This window comes from Paraburkholderia azotifigens (assembly GCF_007995085.1).
Taxonomy (GTDB): domain Bacteria; phylum Pseudomonadota; class Gammaproteobacteria; order Burkholderiales; family Burkholderiaceae; genus Paraburkholderia; species Paraburkholderia azotifigens.
Window position 1 is genome coordinate 3,394,482 of sequence record NZ_VOQS01000001.1, and the last position, 18,290, is coordinate 3,412,771.

Sequence of the window (18,290 nt, forward strand, 5' to 3'; positions counted from 1 at the left end):
CATTGCAAACTGCCTGCCAGCACGGGGGGCGACGCGCCTCGCGCACGATTCCGGCGAAAGGCGCGGGCCCGCAGTCGCGCATCGTCTTTGCTAAACTTCGACCTATGCCCAAGAGTAACGATCGCATCAATCTGACCAACCAGTTCCTGATCGCCATGCCGAACATGGCGGACCCTACGTTTTCAGGAACGGTGGTCTACCTTTGCGATCACAGCGAGCGCGGCGCGCTCGGCCTCGTCATCAACCGGCCGACGGATATCGACCTTCAGGCGCTCTTCAATCGCATCGATCTCAAGCTCGAGATCGAGCCTCTGCTGCATGTCCCCGTGTACTTCGGCGGCCCGGTGCAAACCGAGCGCGGCTTCGTGCTACATGACGCATCGGAAAGCAGCTACACGTCGTCGATGCAGGTGCCCGGCGGGCTTGAAATGACCACGTCGAAAGATGTGCTCGAAGCCGTCGCGAGCGGCAAGGGCCCCGAGCGCTTTCTGCTGACGCTCGGTCACGCCGGCTGGGGCGCGGGCCAGCTGGAAGACGAGATCTCGAAGAACGGCTGGCTCACAGTTCAGGCCGACCCGAAAATCGTCTTCGATGTTCCCGCCGAAGACCGCTTCGAAGCGGCGCTCGCGCTGCTCGGCATCTCGTCTTCGATGCTCTCCGGCGAAGCAGGGCACGCATGACCGGTATGGCCGGACGTGAAGCGACGCTGCTTGCGTTCGACTACGGCGAAAAGCGTATCGGTGTGGCCGTCGGCAATTCGCTCACCCGCAGCGCGCGGCCGCTTGTCGTTGTGCAGAACCGCAATCGCGAATATCGCTTCGAAGCCGTCGGCAAGCTGATCGACGAATGGAAGCCCGACATGCTCGTCGTCGGCCTGCCCATGCATCCCGACGGTACGCCGCACGAAAGAACCCAACTCGCCAAACGCTTCGGCAACCAGCTGAACGGACGCTTCAATCTGCCCGTGTCCTGGGTCGACGAACGTTATACGTCGGTCGAAGCCGAGGCGGGCATCCGCAGCGGAGCGCGGCAGGCGGGCATGCTCGACGCCGAAGCCGCGAGCATCATTCTTCAGCAATATCTGGACGGATTAAGTCTGGATGGACCCAGCGACGATCATGAGTTCCATTGACGCCGAGGCGCTCTATCGCGCCGTGCTCGAACAGGTTCGCGACGCATACGGCGGCGCGCTGGGTGGCGCCGACGGCGCCGTGCTCGCCGGCATTTATAGCGGCGGCGCGTGGCTCGCCGAGCGCCTCGCGAAAGATCTGAACGTGCCGACTTTCGGCGTCGTCAACGTCGCGCTGCATCGCGACGACTACGCGAAAAAGGGCTTGCACACGCAGGCCAGTCCCACTTCATTACCGTTCGAAGTCGAAGGCCGCCGCATCGTGCTCGTCGACGACGTGCTGTACACAGGCCGCACCGTGCGCGCCGCACTCAACGAACTGTACGACTACGGACGTCCCGCATCGGTCGAACTCGCAGTGCTGGCCGATCGCGGCGGACGCGAACTGCCGGTGGCGGCGCGCTTCGTGGGTGGCACGATCGACGTGCCGGCCGATGCGACGCTCGTTCTGTCGCGCGACGGCGAGCGCTTCACGTTTCACACCGAACCGCGTGCGGATTGAGCGTGGCGCGTCGGCATCGAAAGTAATACGGGCAGCACACGCAGTCCCCAGTCTGATTCAGGAACGTCATGAACACGCCCAACCCGGTTTCCCAAGGTTCCACCGATTCGAACGGCGATGCCGCGTCAGCGGACCGTTTTCGTTACGGTTTCCTGAAGGGCAATCCGCAGCTCACGAAGAACGGCGAGCTGAAGCATCTGCTGACCATCGAAGGCCTGCCGCGCGCGATCGTCACACACATTCTCGACACGGCCGAACAGTTCGTCAGCGTGACGGACCGCGAGGTGAAGAAGGTGCCGCTGCTGCGCGGCAAATCGGTGTTCAACCTGTTCTTCGAAAACTCGACGCGCACGCGCACCACGTTCGAAATCGCCGCGAAGCGGCTGTCGGCGGACGTGATCAACCTGAACATCAACGCATCGTCGACGAGCAAGGGCGAGTCGCTGCTCGACACGATCAACAATCTGTCCGCGATGCATGCCGATATGTTCGTCGTGCGTCACGCGTCGAGCGGCGCGCCGTATCTGATCGCCGAGCACTGCGCGCCGCACGTGCACGTGATCAACGCCGGCGACGGCCGTCACGCGCACCCGACGCAGGGTCTGCTCGACATGTACACGATCCGCCATTACAAGCGCGATTTCACGAATCTGCGCGTGGCGATCGTCGGCGACATTCTGCATTCGCGCGTCGCACGCTCCGACATTCACGCGCTCACCACGCTCGGCGTGCCCGAAGTGCGCGCGATCGGTCCGCGCACGCTGCTGCCCAGCGGTCTCGAACAGATGGGCGTGCGCGTGTTCCACAACCTCGACGAAGGGCTGAGGGACGTCGACGTAATCATCATGCTGCGTCTGCAGAACGAGCGGATGAGCGGCGCGTTGCTTCCGTCGGCGCAGGAGTACTTCAAGAGCTGGGGGCTGACGCCGGAGCGTCTCGCGCTCGCGAAGCCCGATGCGATCGTGATGCATCCGGGACCGATGAACCGCGGCGTCGAGATCGATTCGCAGGTGGCGGACGGTCCTCAATCGGTGATTCTGAATCAGGTGACGTTCGGCATCGCGGTGCGCATGGCGGTGATGGGCATCGTCGCGGGCAACAACGACTGATCCGCTCATCCGTCCCAGACAGCAGGCAAACAAGGCAGCGCATGAAGATTCATATCGAAGGTGGCACGCTGATCGATCCGGTCGCGGGCACCGAGCAGCAACAGGACGTGTTCATCGCGGCGGGCAAGATCGTCGCGCTCGGCAACGCGCCCGCCGATTTCAACGCGGCGCGCACCATCGACGCAAAGGGTCTGTACGTGGCGCCGGGCTTCGTCGATCTGTCGGCGCGGCTGCGCGAACCTGGCTTCGAGCACAAGGCGACGCTCGAATCGGAAATGGCGGCGGCGCTCGCGGGCGGCGTGACGAGCCTCGTGTGTCCGCCCGACACCGATCCGGTGCTCGACGAGCCCGGTCTCGTCGAAATGCTCAAGTTCCGTGCGCGCAATCTGAATCGTGCGCACGTGTATCCGCTCGGTGCGCTGACGGTCGGCCTGAAAGGGCAGGTGATCACCGAGATGGTCGAGCTGACGGAGTCGGGCTGCGTCGGTTTCTCGCAGGCCGATACGCCGATCGTCGATACGCAGGTCCTGCTGCGCGCGCTGCAATACGCGAACACCTACGGCTATACGGTTTGGCTGCGTCCGCAGGATGCTTATCTCGCGAAGGGCGGCGTCGCGGCGAGCGGTCCGCTCGCGTCGCGTCTCGGTCTGTCGGGTGTGCCGGTGTCGGCGGAAACGATCGCGCTGCATACGATCTTCGAACTCGTGCGTGTGACGGGCGCGCGTGTGCATCTGTCGCATGTGTCGTCGGCGGCGGGCGTCGAGCTCATGCGCGCGGCGAAAGCGGAAGGCCTGCCCGTGACCTGCGACGTCACGATCAACCATGTGCATCTGATCGATATCGATATCGGCTATTTCGATGCGCAGTTCCGGCTCGATCCGCCGCTGCGTTCCCAGCGCGACCGCGAGGCAATTCGCGCGGGTCTGCTGGACGGCACGATCGACGCGATCTGCTCGGACCATACGCCCGTCGACGACGACGAGAAGCTGTTGCCGTTCGCCGAGGCGACGCCGGGCGCGACGGGTCTGGAGTTGCTGCTGTCGCTGACGCTCAAGTGGGCCGACGAAGCGGGCGTGTCGCTCGCGAAGGCGCTGAACCGCATTACGGCCGCGCCCGCTGGCGTGTTGAAGCTGCCTGCTGGCCGTATCGAGGCCGGCGGGACGGCCGACCTGTGCATGTTTGACCGCGACGCTCATTGGCGCGTCGAGCCACGCGCGCTGAAAAGCCAGGGGCATAACTCGCCGTTCCTCGGCTACGAGCTGCCGGCCCGCGTGCGCGCGACGGTCGTATCGGGCCAGGTGGCGTTCGAGCAACGCTGAGCGCGTTGTACATCGGCAGAGAATGGAAAGATAAGCGGAAGACACGCACATGAAGCTCGCGTTTCGCAAGATTCGACTGGTTGTGCATCTGCTTCACGGTATGTGGGTCGTCTGGACGCGCTTTCCGCGCGCCAGCGCGCAGCAGCGTCTGGAGCTGAACCGTGCGTGGTCGCTGCGCATGCTGCAGTTGTGCGGCATGCGCCTCGTCGTGCATAACGACGGCACGCGGCTCGACGAAGGCGTGCTGGTCGTGGCGAACCACGTTTCGTGGATCGATATTTACGTGATCAACGCGTGGCGTCCGACGCCGTTCGTGTCGAAAGCCGAAATCCGTAAATGGCCGGTGGTCGGTTGGCTCGCGCAGCACCTCGGTACCGTGTTCATTCAGCGTGAGAAGCGTAGTGACGCGAAACGCATCATGCATGAGCTCGCCAATCGGCTGAACGCGGGCGAACTGATGTGCGTCTTTCCCGAAGGCACGACGTCCGACGGCGTTCAGCTGTTGCCGTTTCACGCGAACATGTTTCAGGCGGCGGTGTCGGCATCGCGGCCGGTGCAGCCCGTGTGCATGATGTACGAGGATGCGCAGGGCCGCCAGTCGACGGCGCCGGCCTATATCGGCGATTTGTCGCTTGGCGAGTCGCTCGATGCGCTGTTGCGTGCCGGTCCGCTGACGGCGCATGTGTATGTCGGCGCGCCGCTTGCGCCTGGCGCCGATCGGCGTATGCTGGCGGCCGAGGCGGAGGCTTCCGTGGGCGCGGCGCTCGCCGCGCTGCAGGACCCCGAGGCGCGCCGTTCCGGCCAGATCGCGGACCGGACTCATCAGCAGTTCATCGATGCCGCAGCAGCAGCGAAAAATCCGCAAGAGCCGCTGGCCGATCCGGACGTCGACATGACGCGCCACGCATAGCGCCGCATAGCGCGTCAGTCAGCCTTGATTCTTCGCGTTCATGCGACGGCGCGGCAGCCTTCGCATTCCACCTGTGTGACCGTGCGTTCGGCGGGCGACTGCGCCAGCCGGACGGCCGACAACTGCTCGCCCCACACGCAGCCCGAATCGAGTCCGATCAGATTGTCGCGGACCGTCAGGCCGAGCGCGGCCCAATGTCCGAAGACGACGGTAATGTCTTTGGTTTTGCGCCCCGGCACATCGAACCACGGCATGAAACCCGACGGCGCGGAATTGACGCCGCCGCTCGACGAGAAGTCCATCACGCCATCGCCATTGCAAAAGCGCATCCGCGTGAGCGCGGTGCATGTCAGGCGCAGCCGGTCGATGCCCTTGAGACCCGGCGTCCAGCGATTCGGCTCGTTGCCGTAGAGGCCCGCGAGCGTCTCTTTCCAGGTCGGCGCACGCAACGCGCGTTGGAGTTCGTCGGCGAGTTCCAGCGTCAGATCGACGTCCCACTGCGGCAGCACGCCCGCATGCACAAGCAGCATGCCGTCCTCGTAATGAACGAGCGGACGATGGCGGATCCAGTGAAGCAGGTCATCGGCATCGGGTGCGGCGAGGATCTCGTCGATCGTGTCGCCTTTCTTGGACTTTCTGATTCCCGCTGACACCGACAGCAGATGCAGATCGTGATTGCCCAGCACGGGCACCGCGCGATTTCCCAGCGCGATGATGTCGCGCAACGTCGCAAGGGACTCGCCGCCACGGTTGATGAGGTCGCCCGCGAACCAGAGGGGGGCGTCGGAGGGCGGCGCGGCCTTCGCGAGAAGTTGCTGGAACTGGGTGCGGCAGCCCTGCAGATCGCCGAAAGCGAGAGGAGGGGAGCTGGTGGAAACGGTCATCGGCAAGAGGTGGTGGTCCGAAGGGCGTGGCGGCGGGCGTGTGTGGCTGCGCCGCGATTCGCCCGGAATTGGGGTCGAAGCTGCTGCAGGCAAGCTGCATTGCACAACGCGATATGATAGCGCGCGTTCCCCAGTCCGTCCGGGATCGGCGGCAGGTTGCTGGCGTCGCCGCGCCGTGTCGCCCGGAGTTGCAGTGCAAGCCCTGAATTATTTTGATTTTTTTCGGATTTTTGGACGATTTTCTGGCGGCCAAACTACGCTTTCACGACCTCGGCGAATGAACGGGGCCGATTCATTCGTCCGATATAATCAGCCGCTGCCAGCGCGACACGCACTCAGATCAGGGAGGAAGGGATTTGCGGCATCCGTCTCAACCAGTCATTCACCGCGTTCTCGTCACGGGAGCGAGCGGTTTCACTGGTGCCTACGTGCGCGAAGAACTCGCCGACGAGGGCTATGAGGTCATCGGCACGACGGCGAGCGATCCGCAGGCCGGCGAGCGCGCGCTCGACATCACGTCGCTGCCGGATTGCCGCCGCCTGATCGGCGAGCTGAAGCCTGAATTCATTGTGCATCTGGCGGCGATCAGCTTCGTCGCGCACGACGATCCGTTGGAAATGTACAACGTCAACGTGATCGGCACGACGAACCTGCTGCAGGCGTGCGTCGACGTCGGGCACGAGCCGCGCAAGATCCTGATTGCGAGCAGCGCGAACATCTACGGCAACGCGGAAGGCGTCGTCGACGAAGATGCGCCGGCTGCGCCTGTGAATCACTACGCCGCGAGCAAACTGGCGATGGAGCATCTGGTGCGGACGTGGTTCGACCGACTGCCGATCGTTGTCACACGGCCTTTCAACTACACAGGGCGCGGGCAGTCCGAGCGTTTCCTGGTTCCGAAAATCGTTTCCCATTTTGTGCGGCGTCGACCGTTTATCGAGCTGGGAAATATCAACGTTGCGCGCGATTTTTCTGACGTGCGGATGGTGTCGCGGGCGTATCGGGCGCTGCTGGAAGCCCCTGTCGCGGGCGAAACGCTCAATGTTTGCAGCGGTAGTCCGCGGACCCTCACCGACATCATCGATATCGTGCGCGAGGCGTCCGGCCACGATCTGGAAGTGCGCATAAATCCCGCTTTCGTCCGTCAAAATGAAGTCAAGGTGCTCGTTGGTTCGGCGAAAAGGCTGAATCGCGTTGTCCCCGACATGCCGGCCATCGGCATTGAAGACACCATCGACTGGATGCTTTCTCTCGCCTGATTTACAAACCGTCTCAGTTTGTTAGTGCGCTGGTGTTTCTCATCGACACCTTTATAATGGGCGGTTACGTACCCGTGTGACGCCCGGTCAGCTTTGCCGGCGGTTCCGACCGGTCAGGCAACAATTGCCAAGTCGCTGCCGCCCCGGCACGCGGTCCACTCGGCCAAGAAAATCTCAAGAAGGAATCCCATGATCCTGGTAACGGGCGGTGCCGGCTTTATCGGTGCCAATTTCGTGCTTGAATGGTTGAATGCTTCGGATGAGCCCGTCCTGAACCTGGACAAGCTCACGTACGCCGGCAACCTTGGCACGTTGAGATCGCAACAGGACAACCCTCGTCATGTCTTCGTGCGCGCCGACATCTGCGACCGTGCCACGGTGGACAGACTCTTCGCGGAACACAAGCCGCGTGCGGTGCTGCACTTTGCTGCCGAAAGCCATGTCGACCGCTCGATCCACGGACCGGCGGACTTCGTGCAGACCAACGTGGTGGGTACCTTCACGTTGCTCGAAGCCGCCAGATCGTACTGGAACACGCTAAACGACGCAGACAAAGCGGCATTCCGCTTCCTGCACGTATCAACGGATGAAGTGTTCGGTTCGCTGTCGGCGACTGATCCGCAATTTTCCGAAACGACGCCTTACGCGCCGAACAGCCCGTATTCGGCCACCAAGGCGGGCTCCGACCATCTCGTGCGTGCCTATCACCACACATACGGTCTGCCCGTGTTGACGACCAACTGCTCGAACAACTACGGCCCTTACCAGTTCCCCGAAAAGCTCATCCCGCTGATGATCGCCAACGCGCTCGCGGGCAAGCCGCTGCCTGTATATGGCGACGGTCTCAACGTGCGCGACTGGCTGTACGTCGGCGACCACTGCGTGGCGATTCGTGAGGTGCTGGCGCGCGGCACGCTGGGCGAAACGTACAACGTGGGTGGGTGGAACGAAAAGACCAATCTCGACGTAGTGCACACCTTGTGCGGTCTGCTCGATGATTTGCGTCCGAAGGCATCGGGGTCGTACCGCGACCAGATTACTTTCGTCAAGGACCGTCCCGGTCACGACCGGCGCTACGCCATCGATGCCCGTAAGCTCGAGCGGGATCTCGGCTGGAAACCGGCTGAAACCTTTGAGACGGGTCTGCGCAAGACGGTGCAGTGGTATCTGGACAACCAGGACTGGGTGCAGAATGTGATGTCGGGTGAATACCGCAACTGGGTGGCGAAGCAATATGAAGCCTAAGGTGAGGCGCATACCCACGTTGCTTGTCACCGGAAGCAACGGCCAGGTCGGCTTCGAGCTGCGCCGCAGCCTGGCGCCGCTGGGCCGGGTGATTGCTCTGGATCGTGCGGGATGTGATCTGTCGCGGCCGGATGAGTTGCGCCGCGTCGTACGCGAATTGGGTCCGGACGTCATCGTCAACCCCGCCGCTTATACCGCCGTCGACAAGGCCGAGACCGAGGCTAGCCTCGCATACGCCATCAACGGCACAGCGCCCGGTGTGCTTGCCGAGGAAGCCAAAGCGGTAGGCAGCCTGCTGGTGCACTATTCGACCGACTACGTATTTGATGGCCGCAAGGACCGTGCGTATGTCGAATCCGACGCGGTGAACCCGCAGTCCGTCTACGGCAAGAGCAAGCTGGCCGGCGAGCAGGCCATCGCAGCTTCCGGGGCGACGGCCCTCGTGTTGCGTACCTGCTGGGTCGCTGGTGCCCATGGCGGTAACTTTGCCAAGACCATGCTCAAGCTGGGCCGTGAGCGCGACCACCTGCGCGTGATTGCCGACCAGTTCGGGGCGCCGACTACGGCCGCCCTGATTGCCGATGTGACGGCACAGATTGTCTCGCGCCACTGGCTGCATGGTCGGCGCGACGCTTTTCCCGCTGGCGTTTACCATCTTGCCGCTGCCGGCGAAACGACGTGGCACGGCTATGCTACCGAGGTGCTGCGCAGCGCGGCGGCAAGCGGAATCGAACTGAAGGTGGACCCGGCACGCATCGAAGCAATTCCGTCGACCGCCTATCCGCTCCCCGCGCCGCGTCCGGCGAACTCGCGCCTGAATACTGGCAAGCTGCGCGAGACTTTTGACGTTCATCTTCCGGACTGGCAGCAGGGCATTCACTTCCTGCTCGAGCAGATCTTTTCCTGATCATTCAAACCATGCGCAAAGGTATTATCCTTGCCGGCGGTTCCGGCACGCGGCTATATCCGATCACCCGTTCGGTGTCCAAGCAGTTGCTGCCCGTGTACGACAAGCCGATGATCTACTATCCGCTGTCCACACTGATGTTGGCAGGAATTCGCGACATCCTGATCATCTCCACGCCAGAGGACACACCCCGTTTCACCAGCATGCTCGGCGACGGCAGTGACTGGGGCATCAACCTTCAGTATGCGGTGCAGCCCTCGCCGGACGGATTGGCGCAAGCGTTCATCATCGGTCGTGACTTTATCGGCAACGATCCGTCCACGTTGATCCTTGGCGACAACGTCTTCCACGGTCACGATCTGGTGAGGCAACTCGAGCGTGCGGCCGTTAAGGACGCAGGCGCTACTGTATTCGCCTATCGCGTGCAAGACCCCGAGCGTTATGGCGTGGTGGAATTCGACGAAAACTTTCGCGCGCTCTCACTCGAAGAAAAGCCGCTGAAGCCGCGTTCGCATTACGCGGTCACCGGGCTCTACTTCTACGATCGTCAGGTCTGCGATATTGCTGCCGAGATCAAGCCGTCCGCCCGCGGCGAACTCGAGATCACCGATGTCAACAACCGCTATCTGGAAATGGCGCAGCTCGAGGTCGAAATCATGGGCCGCGGCTATGCCTGGCTGGATACCGGCACGCACGAGTCGTTGCTGGAAGCGGCGAGCTTCATTGCCACGCTGCAGAACCGACAGGGCTTGATGGTGGCGTGTCCGGAGGAGATCGCTTATCGCAGCAAGTGGATCAGCGCCGAGCAGGTGGCGAAGCTGGCCACGCCGTTGTCGAAGAGCGGATATGGCAAATACCTGTGGCAAATTATTTCGGAAGCGGTCAAATGAGCTTGAATGTTACTCGTACGGAGATTCCCGATGTGTTGATCATCGAACCCAAAGTGTTCGGCGACGCGCGGGGGTTTTTCTTTGAAAGCTTCAATCAGAAAGCGTTTGATGAAGCAACCGGCGTCGACCTGACTTTTGTTCAGGACAATCACAGTCGAAGCGGCAAGGGCGTGCTTCGCGGGCTGCATTATCAGGTCGAACAGCCGCAGGGCAAGCTGGTGCGTGTAGTGCGAGGGGCGGTTTTTGATGTGGTTGTTGATATCCGCAAGGACTCGCCTGCGTTCGGCAAATGGGTGGGGGTCGAGCTGACGGAGGAAAATCATCATCAACTCTGGGTGCCACCGGGGCTTGCGCACGGATTCCTGGTGCTCACTGAATCCGCGGATTTCCTGTACAAGACCACAGACTATTACGCCCCGCAGCATGAACGGTGCATTGCATGGAACGATGCCGAGGTTGCTATCGATTGGCCCTTGGCACAGTACGGCATTGCAGAACCCAAACTCTCCGCCAAAGACCTGCTCGGCATGAGCCTGAGTCAAGCGTGCGGTGAGTAGGGATGTCTCTCAAACGCAATACACTATGGAATCTGGCCGGTACGGGACTGCCTCTATTGCTCGGGGCAGTGACGATCCCTTTTCTCATCCATAGGGTGGGGATCGAGCCATTTGGAGTGCTGACGCTCATTTGGGCGTTGATCGGCTATTTCAGTCTGTTTGACTTTGGTCTAGGGCGTGCGCTGACACAGCAGGTCGCGGCGGTCCGGTCGGCGGGGACGCATGTCCAACTTCCTAGCCTCGTCAAAACCGGCCTCGGATTCACCGCAGTGACGGGCGTTTTGGGTGGTCTGATTCTCGCGTGCCTTGCGAGTCCGATGGCGTCGCATTGGCTGAAGATTAGCGCGGCCCTGCAGCCCAGCACAATGGCGTCGTTGCTGGTCGCAGCTGTGGGCATACCGTTGACCACGGTGACCACGGGGTTGCGTGGCATCCTCGAGGCGTACGAAGACTTCGGCGCCGTGAATATGCTCCGCATAGGTCTCGGCGCCGCAAATTTCGGCCTTCCGGCGCTCAGTGTGCTGCTGTTGGGCAATTCGCTGGTCTGGATGGTCTGCAGTCTCATTTTCGCCCGGGTAGTCGTGCTGCTGGCACATGCCTGGGTCGTGCACCTTAGGCTGCCGGAAGGTTGGCTGACGGCTCCGTTCAGCAGAGAGAATATGCGGCGCCTGCTTTCCTTCGGTGCATGGATGACTGTGTCGAACATCATCAGCCCGCTGATGGTGACGGCCGACCGTTTCGTCATTTCAGCCGTGCTTGGGGCGGGCGTGGTTGCCTATTACACCGTGCCGTTCGAGGCACTCATTCGCGTGCTGGTGATTCCCGGGGCGTTGACGGCGGCCTTGTTTCCAAGGTTGACGGCTACGCTGACGACAGACCGGCCAACCGCGCGCCGGCTCTATTCGGACAGCCTGAAGCTGATGTTGCGTGTGCTCTTGCCGGTATGCCTGGCGATTTCCGCGGGTTCGAAATTCGGCTTGAGATTGTGGCTTGGTGAGGGTTTTGCGTCGCACGCCTGGGTGACCGTTTCGATTCTGGCAATTGGATTGCTCTTCAATGGCATAGCGCAGGTGCCGTTTGCTGCCGTGCAAGCCACGGGCCATGCCCGGCCGACCGCTATTCTGCATATGACGGAACTGGTCATTTATGTACCGGTGCTCATGGTGCTCCTTAAGCTTTGGGGGGTGGCGGGCGCCGCAATGGCCTGGTCGATCAGAGTGTTGATCGATCTGATCGCGCTCATGGTGGTTGCGCGAGTCTTCTTGCGAAGCGATGATTGATATGACTCGTGACATCATTGCGATCATCATCTGTTTCAAACCCAACCATGAGCGCCTGCGTGGGTTGATTGACGCCATCAGCGACAGCGTCGGGTGCATTGTCCTTTTCGATAACGGCGGGCTGGACGTTGCGAAGTTGGCCGGCGTCGATGCAGAAAAAATTCTGCTCGAATCCCCAGGTGAGAATGTCGGCTTGGCGACCCCGCTAAACTTTGCTTGCGAGTATGGCGCGAAGAATGGATTTCGCTTCCTGATTTCCTTCGATCAGGATAGTACCCCGCCTATGGAGATGATTTCGATTCTGGAGCGGGAGCTGGTCGCTTACCAATCGAAAAATGCGCGAGCCGTCGCGATTGGTCCGCAATTGGTCGACGTACGCGACGGAAAGGAAACGATTTCGCCTTTCGTCCGTTTCGGTAAAATTGGAATCTCTAAATGGAGTGGTGACGGCACTGAACCGGTTTCCCAGCTGATCACGTCCGGCTGCATGGTGGATCTGAGCGTGTGGGGTGCGGAGAATCGGTTTAATGACGAATTGTTTATCGATTTCGTCGATAACAACTGGTGTTGGCGAATGGTTCGGAAGAGATATGTGGTCTTGGGAACTTCGAGAGCCCGCATGCCGCACGAGCTCTCTGAAGAAATCAAAGAGTCGAGCTACATTTCATTGAACAAATATGGATGGATCAGACGCTATTTCCAGATGAGAAATTCCGTTTATCACCTCGTTCACGAATCTTTGTCAGTGGCTCAGCGCCTCTACTTGCTGCGGGCGATGGTAGTCGTGTTTCTCTCATCCGTGATCTCGGATGAGCGACCGCTCCAATCAGTCCGGGGGTGTCTGCGCGGTTTTGCGCATGGCTTGGTTGGCCGAATGGGAGCCTATCGATAGTCATGAGCGAGATGATCTCAGTGTTACTTGACAAGAAGATCCGGTATGCAATTTTCTTGCTATTTACTCTGGATTTGCTGCTGTTGGGAGCAGGGAAGAATCTGCCCGCGCTCGGCATAAGCTCCCGTAAGGTGTTCTTTGTGCTTTTTGCCATGATTTCTATCGTGGTGTTTGTCGCCGAATATTCGAACCGCCGATTGACGGATGCCGCTCTTTTTTGTGGTGCGGCTATTTTTCTGCTCGTCTGGGTCGTTTTAATTCCCGCGCTTACCCACGGAAACATCGCGTATGCCGTCACGGATTCGACGCCGTTGGCGGCATTGGCCATTTTCCTGGTGTCGACTGAATTTGCCCGATACACCATTGGCTGGATCTGGGTGCGTCGGCTGATGATAACTTTTCTGTGTGCTTTTGCGATTCTGCACATCGTGTTGTACGTATTTTTGCTGGTGTATCCGCAGATGCAAAGCGTCTTGTCGGACCTGTTTCAATACGTATTTGACGTCGGCTCCGGAGACGACGCGCGCTTCGTATTCTTCACGCCTTCTCTGGGTAACGGAATTTATCGAATCTATTTCGGCTCGTCGTTTTTATTGCTGCTGGGATTGTATTTTTCTGTTATCCGCTCCACGAAGATGCGGCTAGGCTGGCTCCGTCTTGAATATGTGATGGCGCTATTGATTCTCGGGGCACTGTGGGCGACAAATACCCGAAGCCTCATGCTCGGGGCTGTCACGTTTATTGGCCTGTATCCTTTTTGCCTCGCTTTTTTCAAACACACGGAGCAGAGCTATTGGTCGATCTTTCTGCTACTCGCGCTGCCGATTGTCAGCAGCTTCCTGCTCGTACCTACGGTGGATCCAACCACCTTGCAACTGATCGGCTTGGGGCGCAGTGTGAACGATGATGTGCGTGCAGTTCAGTTTGCTTCGTTATTTGATGCCTTTAAGAATAACCCGTTGTTCGGTCTCGGTTTTGGTTCGAATGCTGCGTTTATCAGGGCGCAGGACACGCCGTACGCGTATGAATTGAGTATCGTGGGATTGTTGATGAAGATTGGCACAGTGGGCCTGCTGACGGCTTGCGCGATATGGGCTGGCGTGCTGGATACGTTCAGGTCGCCCGGAAATAAGCGCGCGGTGCGGGAAGTTGCAGCGCTTTATGCGCTGTATTTTTCCTTCGTGTTCAGTTGCTTCTACAACCCGTATATTTTTGGTTTTTTCGGTACCTTTTTTCTGCTGTTCGTTCTTTATGAGTTCTCGTACGTAATGAGGGAGGCAGAAAATGATTAGTGTGTGTATTGCCACCTACAACGGCGAGAAATATATTCGCGAGCAACTGGATTCGATTCTGGCGCAACTTGGGCCGGATGATGAAGTCATTGTATGCGATGACCGCTCGAGTGACAGGACACTGGAGCTCATCGAAGATTATCGTGACTCCCGAATTCATGTGCACCGCAATGAGAAGAATCTAGGCCACGTCAGAAATTTTGAGAAGGCCATTTCACTGTCGCGCGGCGACTATATTTTTCTTTCGGACCAAGACGACGTCTGGCTGCCGGGACGGGTCCAGGAAATGCTCGGACATATGCAGAGAGACGCGAGCGTGGCACTGGTCGCCAGCAATTTCGACCTCATCAATGACGAGGGCGTCGAGGTTGGCGAATACCGCTTGCTGGGACCGGTGAAACGGTCCAGGCTGCGGCAGGTGCTAGCCATTTTTGCCGGCAAGTCGCCCTATTTCGGGTGCACCTTCCTGCTTAAACGGAATGTCCTGACTTACTGCCTGCCGATCCCCAAGGATATTGAGTCGCATGATATCTGGATCGCGTTGATGGCGAGCGTATTCGGACGTGTGGTGAATATCTCGGGCGCAACATTGAAGCACAGGATTCACGATCGCAACATGACGACGAAAAGTCGTCGGGCGCTGAGTCTTGTACTTAAGTCGAGATATCATTTTTTCCGCTCGCTCGCGTTAAGGGTATTTTGCTTCAAATTTAAGATTCACTGAGAGTGAAGGGAATTATGAGCCAATTAAATTTCTTCGACGGCAAGGTTTTGCTTATCACGGGCGGCACAGGCTCTTTCGGCAACGCCGTGCTGAATCGTTTCCTTGACTCCGACATAGCAGAAATCCGTGTGTTCAGCCGGGACGAAAAGAAGCAGGATGACATGCGCAAGCGCTATGCCAATCCCAAGCTCAAGTTCTATATTGGTGACGTACGCGACAAACAGAGCGTGACGTCTGCAATGCGAGGCGTGGACTACGTATTTCATGCGGCGGCGCTCAAGCAAGTGCCTTCGTGTGAGTTCTATCCCATGCAGGCCGTGCGTACCAATGTCCTCGGCACAGAGAACGTTCTGGAAGCCGCGATCGAGCAAGGCGTGCAGCGGGTAGTTTGCCTGAGCACCGACAAGGCGGTGTATCCCATCAATGCAATGGGTATCAGCAAAGCCATGATGGAAAAGGTCATGGTCGCTGCCAGTCGTAATCTGGAGGGCACGCGCACCGTTATCTGCGGCACGCGATACGGCAACGTGATGGCTTCGCGCGGCTCCGTCATTCCTCTGTTTGTGGAGCAGGTGCTCGCGGGCAAGCCAATCACCATCACCGATCCGACCATGACGCGCTTCATGATGACGCTGGCCGATGCGGTGGACCTCGTGTTGTACGGCTTCGAACATGGCAATAACGGCGACATTTTCGTGCAGAAGGCGCCAGCCGCTACCGTCGAGGTGCTGGCGCAAGCCATCCTGGGGTTGATGGGTAGGCCGGAGCATCCGGTGCAGGTGATCGGCACCCGTCACGGGGAGAAGCTTTATGAAGCGTTGCTTAGCCGTGAAGAAATGGCGTGTGCCGAGGACATGGGCGATTACTTCCGGGTACCGCCGGACGCTCGCGACCTGAACTATGCCAAATTCTTCGAGCAAGGCGAGCAGCGCATTACCCAGAGCCAGCATGGTGAGGACTACAACTCGCACAATACCGCTCGCCTTGATTTGGAAGGCATGAAGGCGTTGCTGCTGAAGCTCGACTTCATGGATCGCATCGCTCGCGGAGAGCATGCTATCGCTGAGGAGTGATGTCATGAAGGCGCTAATTACAGGGGCCAACGGCTTCGTCGGCAAGAACCTGCAACTGCACTTGTCGGAACGCAAGGATGTGGAGGCAGTGTGCTTCACGCGCGCTGACGATCCTGCTCGCCTGCCTGGCCTGTTGCGGGAGGCGGACATCGTCTTCCACCTGGCCGGCGTCAATCGACCGCAGGACCCCACTGAATTCGTTGCGGGTAATCTGGACCTGACCATGGCGTTGTGCCAGGCCGTTTGCGCCGAGGCTGACGCGACGGGCAGAAAGGTGCCCGTCATCTACACTTCGTCCATCCAGGCGGCATCTGACAACCCCTACGGACAGAGCAAGCTCGGGGCGGAAGAAGCGTTATTCGGGGCCGCTCGCACCCATCAGATCCCGGTGCACGTATTTCGTCTTCCCAACGTGTTCGGCAAGTGGTGCAAGCCCAACTACAACTCCGCTGTCGCGACGTTTTGCCATAACATCGCCCGCGGCCTCCCCATCAAGGTGAACGATCCAGCGGCATCGGTCACGCTGGTGTACGTCGACGACGTGATCGAACGATTCATGCAACTGATGGATGGGGCCGTTGGGCAAGTGGACGCCGACGGCTTCGAGGTTGTGACGCCGCAGTACGGGACTACCGTTGGCGAGCTGGCAGATCGGATCCAGGGGTTCCGGGCGAGCCGGGACACACTGATCATCGACCACGTGGGTACGGGGTTGGTGCGGGCCTTGTATGCGACCTACGTCAGTTATTTGCCTGAAGAGGCATTCGCTTATGCCGTGCCACAGTACGGCGATCCGCGCGGCATCTTCGTGGAAATGCTGAAGACCCCGGATTGCGGTCAGTTCTCGTTCTTCACGGCGCATGCCGGCATTACTCGTGGCGGACACTACCACCACACGAAGACGGAGAAGTTCCTGGTCATCAAGGGCGAGGCACGCTTCAAATTCCGTCATATGCAGACCGGGCAGACCCACGAACTGGTGACATCGGGTAACAAACCTGAAATCGTTGAAACAGTTCCCGGATGGACGCACGACATCACCAACATCGGTCAGGATGAGATGGTCGTCATGCTATGGGCGAACGAGGTATTCGATCGGGCCCGTCCCGACACCTTCGCCTGTCCTCTTTAATCTAATCGTCCCACTTGTCGTAACGGCCAACCTTTTCGGTGTCTATGAAAAAACTCAAAGTCATGACCGTTGTCGGCACACGGCCGGAGATTATTCGCTTGTCGCGCGTGCTGGCACGCCTCGACGAGCATTGCGACCATGTGCTTGCGCATACCGGGCAGAATTACGATTACGAACTCAACCAGATATTCTTTGACGATCTTGGTATCCGCAAGCCGGACCATTTTCTGAATGCGGCAGGCGGCGGCGCGGCAGAGACCATCGGCAAAATTATTATCGCGATGGACTCGGTGCTGGCTGCCGAGAATCCAGAGGCCCTGCTGGTACTCGGCGACACGAATAGTTGTCTTTCGGTGATCCCCGCCAAACGGCGCAAGATTCCAATCTTCCATATGGAAGCGGGCAACCGCTGCTTCGATCTGCGCGTGCCGGAGGAAACCAATCGCCGCATCGTGGACCATACGGCCGACATCAACCTCACTTACAGCTCGATCGCGCGTGAGTATTTGCTGCGCGAGGGTCTGCCGCCAGACATGGTGATCAAGACAGGCAGCCCGATGGCGGAGGTGTTGGCGCATTATCGGCCCGCGATTGAGAGCTCGGATGTGCTCGAGCGCCTTGGTTTGACTGAAAGGAAGTTCTTCGTGGTCAGTGCCCATCGCGAGGAGAACATCGATTCGGACGCCAACTTCGGCAAGCTTGTGCAAGTGCTGAATACGGTGGCGGAGCAATACGGTCTGCCCGTCATCGTTTCCACGCATCCGCGCACGCAAAAGCGCGTCGACGCCATGGGCGCGCAATTCCACGCTAATGTGCAACTCCTCAAACCGCTCGGCTTCACAGACTACAACAAGCTCCAACTTTCGGCGAGAGCGGTGCTGTCCGACAGCGGGACGATTAATGAGGAATCCTCCATCATAAACTTCCCCGCGTTGAACCTGCGTGAGGCGCATGAGCGCCCTGAAGGCATGGAAGAGGCAGCGGTAATGATGGTTGGCCTGGAAGTGGAGCGCGTGATGCAGGGGCTTGAGATCCTTGCAAGCCAGCCGCGCGGCGAAACGCGGCTTCTGCGGCAAGTGGCGGACTACAGCATGCCCAACGTCTCCGACAAAGTGCTGCGAATCATTCATAGCTACACAGACTATGTAAACCGCGTGGTATGGAAGAAGTACTAAGGGGAGCGATG

The 18,290-nt window shown here is 59.5% G+C and carries 19 protein-coding genes; 18 read left to right on the forward strand and 1 reads right to left on the reverse strand.

The window, feature by feature from the left end:
* The first annotated feature begins 104 nt into the window (after positions 1-104).
* The 6 genes from FRZ40_RS15220 (at position 105) to FRZ40_RS15245 (ending at position 4,969) form a co-directional block, all read left to right on the forward strand.
* Positions 105-680 (forward strand): YqgE/AlgH family protein, encoded by a 576-nt coding sequence (locus FRZ40_RS15220; protein ID WP_147234566.1) that lies wholly within the window; start codon positions 105-107, stop codon positions 678-680.
* Positions 677-1,132 (forward strand): Holliday junction resolvase RuvX, encoded by a 456-nt coding sequence (gene ruvX, locus FRZ40_RS15225; RefSeq protein WP_147234567.1) that lies wholly within the window; start codon positions 677-679, stop codon positions 1,130-1,132. Before FRZ40_RS15220 ends, ruvX begins: the two co-directional genes overlap by 4 nt.
* Positions 1,119-1,631: a bifunctional pyr operon transcriptional regulator/uracil phosphoribosyltransferase PyrR gene (gene pyrR / locus FRZ40_RS15230; protein WP_147234568.1), complete on the forward strand. Its 513-nt coding sequence runs from the start codon at positions 1,119-1,121 to the stop codon at positions 1,629-1,631. The genes ruvX and pyrR overlap by 14 nt, the downstream gene beginning before the upstream one ends.
* Positions 1,632-1,699: 68 nt before the next feature.
* Positions 1,700-2,740: an aspartate carbamoyltransferase catalytic subunit gene (locus FRZ40_RS15235; protein WP_147234569.1), complete on the forward strand. Its 1,041-nt coding sequence runs from the start codon at positions 1,700-1,702 to the stop codon at positions 2,738-2,740.
* 41 nt (positions 2,741-2,781) lie between these two features.
* Positions 2,782-4,059, forward strand: coding sequence for a dihydroorotase (locus FRZ40_RS15240; RefSeq protein WP_147234570.1), 1,278 nt, complete (start codon positions 2,782-2,784; stop codon positions 4,057-4,059).
* Positions 4,060-4,108: 49 nt separating this feature from the next.
* The gene (locus FRZ40_RS15245) at positions 4,109-4,969 is read left to right on the forward strand and encodes a lysophospholipid acyltransferase family protein (protein WP_147234571.1); all 861 of its coding nucleotides are present in this window, start codon (positions 4,109-4,111) and stop codon (positions 4,967-4,969) included.
* Between the two features lie 38 nt (positions 4,970-5,007).
* Here FRZ40_RS15245 and FRZ40_RS15250 read toward each other — a convergent pair whose 3' ends face one another.
* Positions 5,008-5,853 carry a symmetrical bis(5'-nucleosyl)-tetraphosphatase gene (locus FRZ40_RS15250; RefSeq protein ID WP_147234572.1) on the reverse strand — a complete coding sequence of 282 codons (846 nt, stop codon included), beginning with the start codon at positions 5,851-5,853 and terminating at the stop codon, positions 5,008-5,010.
* A 356-nt stretch (positions 5,854-6,209) separates the two neighbouring features.
* Between FRZ40_RS15250 and FRZ40_RS15255 the strand changes: the two genes are divergently transcribed.
* The 12 genes from FRZ40_RS15255 to wecB all read left to right on the forward strand — a co-directional run bounded on the left by FRZ40_RS15255 (position 6,210) and on the right by wecB (position 18,279).
* Positions 6,210-7,112, forward strand: coding sequence for an NAD-dependent epimerase/dehydratase family protein (locus FRZ40_RS15255; RefSeq protein WP_147234573.1), 903 nt, complete (start codon positions 6,210-6,212; stop codon positions 7,110-7,112).
* Positions 7,113-7,301: 189 nt separating this feature from the next.
* Complete coding sequence (rfbB, locus tag FRZ40_RS15260) at positions 7,302-8,357, forward strand: dTDP-glucose 4,6-dehydratase (RefSeq protein WP_147234574.1); 1,056 nt, start codon at positions 7,302-7,304, stop codon at positions 8,355-8,357.
* Complete coding sequence (gene rfbD / locus FRZ40_RS15265) at positions 8,347-9,264, forward strand: dTDP-4-dehydrorhamnose reductase (RefSeq protein WP_147234575.1); 918 nt, start codon at positions 8,347-8,349, stop codon at positions 9,262-9,264. The genes rfbB and rfbD overlap by 11 nt, the downstream gene beginning before the upstream one ends.
* 11 nt (positions 9,265-9,275) lie before the next feature.
* Complete coding sequence (rfbA, locus tag FRZ40_RS15270; protein WP_147234576.1) at positions 9,276-10,154, forward strand: glucose-1-phosphate thymidylyltransferase RfbA; 879 nt, start codon at positions 9,276-9,278, stop codon at positions 10,152-10,154.
* Positions 10,151-10,711 carry a dTDP-4-dehydrorhamnose 3,5-epimerase gene (rfbC, locus tag FRZ40_RS15275; RefSeq protein ID WP_147234577.1) on the forward strand — a complete coding sequence of 187 codons (561 nt, stop codon included), beginning with the start codon at positions 10,151-10,153 and terminating at the stop codon, positions 10,709-10,711. Before rfbA ends, rfbC begins: the two co-directional genes overlap by 4 nt.
* A 2-nt stretch (positions 10,712-10,713) precedes the next feature.
* Positions 10,714-11,991 (forward strand): flippase, encoded by a 1,278-nt coding sequence (locus FRZ40_RS15280; RefSeq protein WP_147234578.1) that lies wholly within the window; start codon positions 10,714-10,716, stop codon positions 11,989-11,991.
* Position 11,992: 1 nt separating this feature from the next.
* Complete coding sequence (locus FRZ40_RS15285; RefSeq protein ID WP_147234579.1) at positions 11,993-12,883, forward strand: glycosyltransferase family 2 protein; 891 nt, start codon at positions 11,993-11,995, stop codon at positions 12,881-12,883.
* A gap of 2 nt (positions 12,884-12,885) precedes the next feature.
* Complete coding sequence (locus FRZ40_RS15290) at positions 12,886-14,175, forward strand: O-antigen ligase family protein (RefSeq protein WP_147234580.1); 1,290 nt, start codon at positions 12,886-12,888, stop codon at positions 14,173-14,175.
* On the forward strand, positions 14,168-14,899 hold the full coding sequence (locus tag FRZ40_RS15295; protein ID WP_147234581.1) for a glycosyltransferase family 2 protein: 732 nt from the start codon (positions 14,168-14,170) through the stop codon (positions 14,897-14,899). Before FRZ40_RS15290 ends, FRZ40_RS15295 begins: the two co-directional genes overlap by 8 nt.
* Positions 14,900-14,913: 14 nt before the next feature.
* Entirely contained in the window at positions 14,914-15,972 is a 1,059-nt protein-coding gene (locus tag FRZ40_RS15300; protein ID WP_147234582.1) for a nucleoside-diphosphate sugar epimerase/dehydratase, read from the forward strand.
* Between the two features lie 4 nt (positions 15,973-15,976).
* On the forward strand, positions 15,977-17,104 hold the full coding sequence (wbjC, locus tag FRZ40_RS15305) for a UDP-2-acetamido-2,6-beta-L-arabino-hexul-4-ose reductase (RefSeq protein ID WP_147234583.1): 1,128 nt from the start codon (positions 15,977-15,979) through the stop codon (positions 17,102-17,104).
* Positions 17,105-17,148: 44 nt separating this feature from the next.
* Positions 17,149-18,279 carry a non-hydrolyzing UDP-N-acetylglucosamine 2-epimerase gene (wecB, locus tag FRZ40_RS15310; protein ID WP_147234584.1) on the forward strand — a complete coding sequence of 377 codons (1,131 nt, stop codon included), beginning with the start codon at positions 17,149-17,151 and terminating at the stop codon, positions 18,277-18,279.
* Positions 18,280-18,290 lie beyond the last annotated feature (11 nt).

Coding starts and splice junctions, on each gene's coding strand:
- FRZ40_RS15220 (WP_147234566.1), top strand. CDS start 105: ATGCCCAAGAGTAACGATCGCATCAATCTGACCAACCAGTTCCTGATC.
- ruvX (WP_147234567.1), top strand. CDS start 677: ATGACCGGTATGGCCGGACGTGAAGCGACGCTGCTTGCGTTCGACTAC.
- pyrR (WP_147234568.1), top strand. CDS start 1,119: ATGAGTTCCATTGACGCCGAGGCGCTCTATCGCGCCGTGCTCGAACAG.
- FRZ40_RS15235 (WP_147234569.1), top strand. CDS start 1,700: ATGAACACGCCCAACCCGGTTTCCCAAGGTTCCACCGATTCGAACGGC.
- FRZ40_RS15240 (WP_147234570.1), top strand. CDS start 2,782: ATGAAGATTCATATCGAAGGTGGCACGCTGATCGATCCGGTCGCGGGC.
- FRZ40_RS15245 (WP_147234571.1), top strand. CDS start 4,109: ATGAAGCTCGCGTTTCGCAAGATTCGACTGGTTGTGCATCTGCTTCAC.
- FRZ40_RS15250 (WP_147234572.1), bottom strand. CDS start 5,853: ATGACCGTTTCCACCAGCTCCCCTCCTCTCGCTTTCGGCGATCTGCAG.
- rfbB (WP_147234574.1), top strand. CDS start 7,302: ATGATCCTGGTAACGGGCGGTGCCGGCTTTATCGGTGCCAATTTCGTG.
- rfbD (WP_147234575.1), top strand. CDS start 8,347: ATGAAGCCTAAGGTGAGGCGCATACCCACGTTGCTTGTCACCGGAAGC.
- rfbA (WP_147234576.1), top strand. CDS start 9,276: ATGCGCAAAGGTATTATCCTTGCCGGCGGTTCCGGCACGCGGCTATAT.
- rfbC (WP_147234577.1), top strand. CDS start 10,151: ATGAGCTTGAATGTTACTCGTACGGAGATTCCCGATGTGTTGATCATC.
- FRZ40_RS15280 (WP_147234578.1), top strand. CDS start 10,714: ATGTCTCTCAAACGCAATACACTATGGAATCTGGCCGGTACGGGACTG.
- FRZ40_RS15285 (WP_147234579.1), top strand. CDS start 11,993: ATGACTCGTGACATCATTGCGATCATCATCTGTTTCAAACCCAACCAT.
- FRZ40_RS15290 (WP_147234580.1), top strand. CDS start 12,886: ATGAGCGAGATGATCTCAGTGTTACTTGACAAGAAGATCCGGTATGCA.
- FRZ40_RS15295 (WP_147234581.1), top strand. CDS start 14,168: ATGATTAGTGTGTGTATTGCCACCTACAACGGCGAGAAATATATTCGC.
- FRZ40_RS15300 (WP_147234582.1), top strand. CDS start 14,914: ATGAGCCAATTAAATTTCTTCGACGGCAAGGTTTTGCTTATCACGGGC.
- wbjC (WP_147234583.1), top strand. CDS start 15,977: ATGAAGGCGCTAATTACAGGGGCCAACGGCTTCGTCGGCAAGAACCTG.
- wecB (WP_147234584.1), top strand. CDS start 17,149: ATGAAAAAACTCAAAGTCATGACCGTTGTCGGCACACGGCCGGAGATT.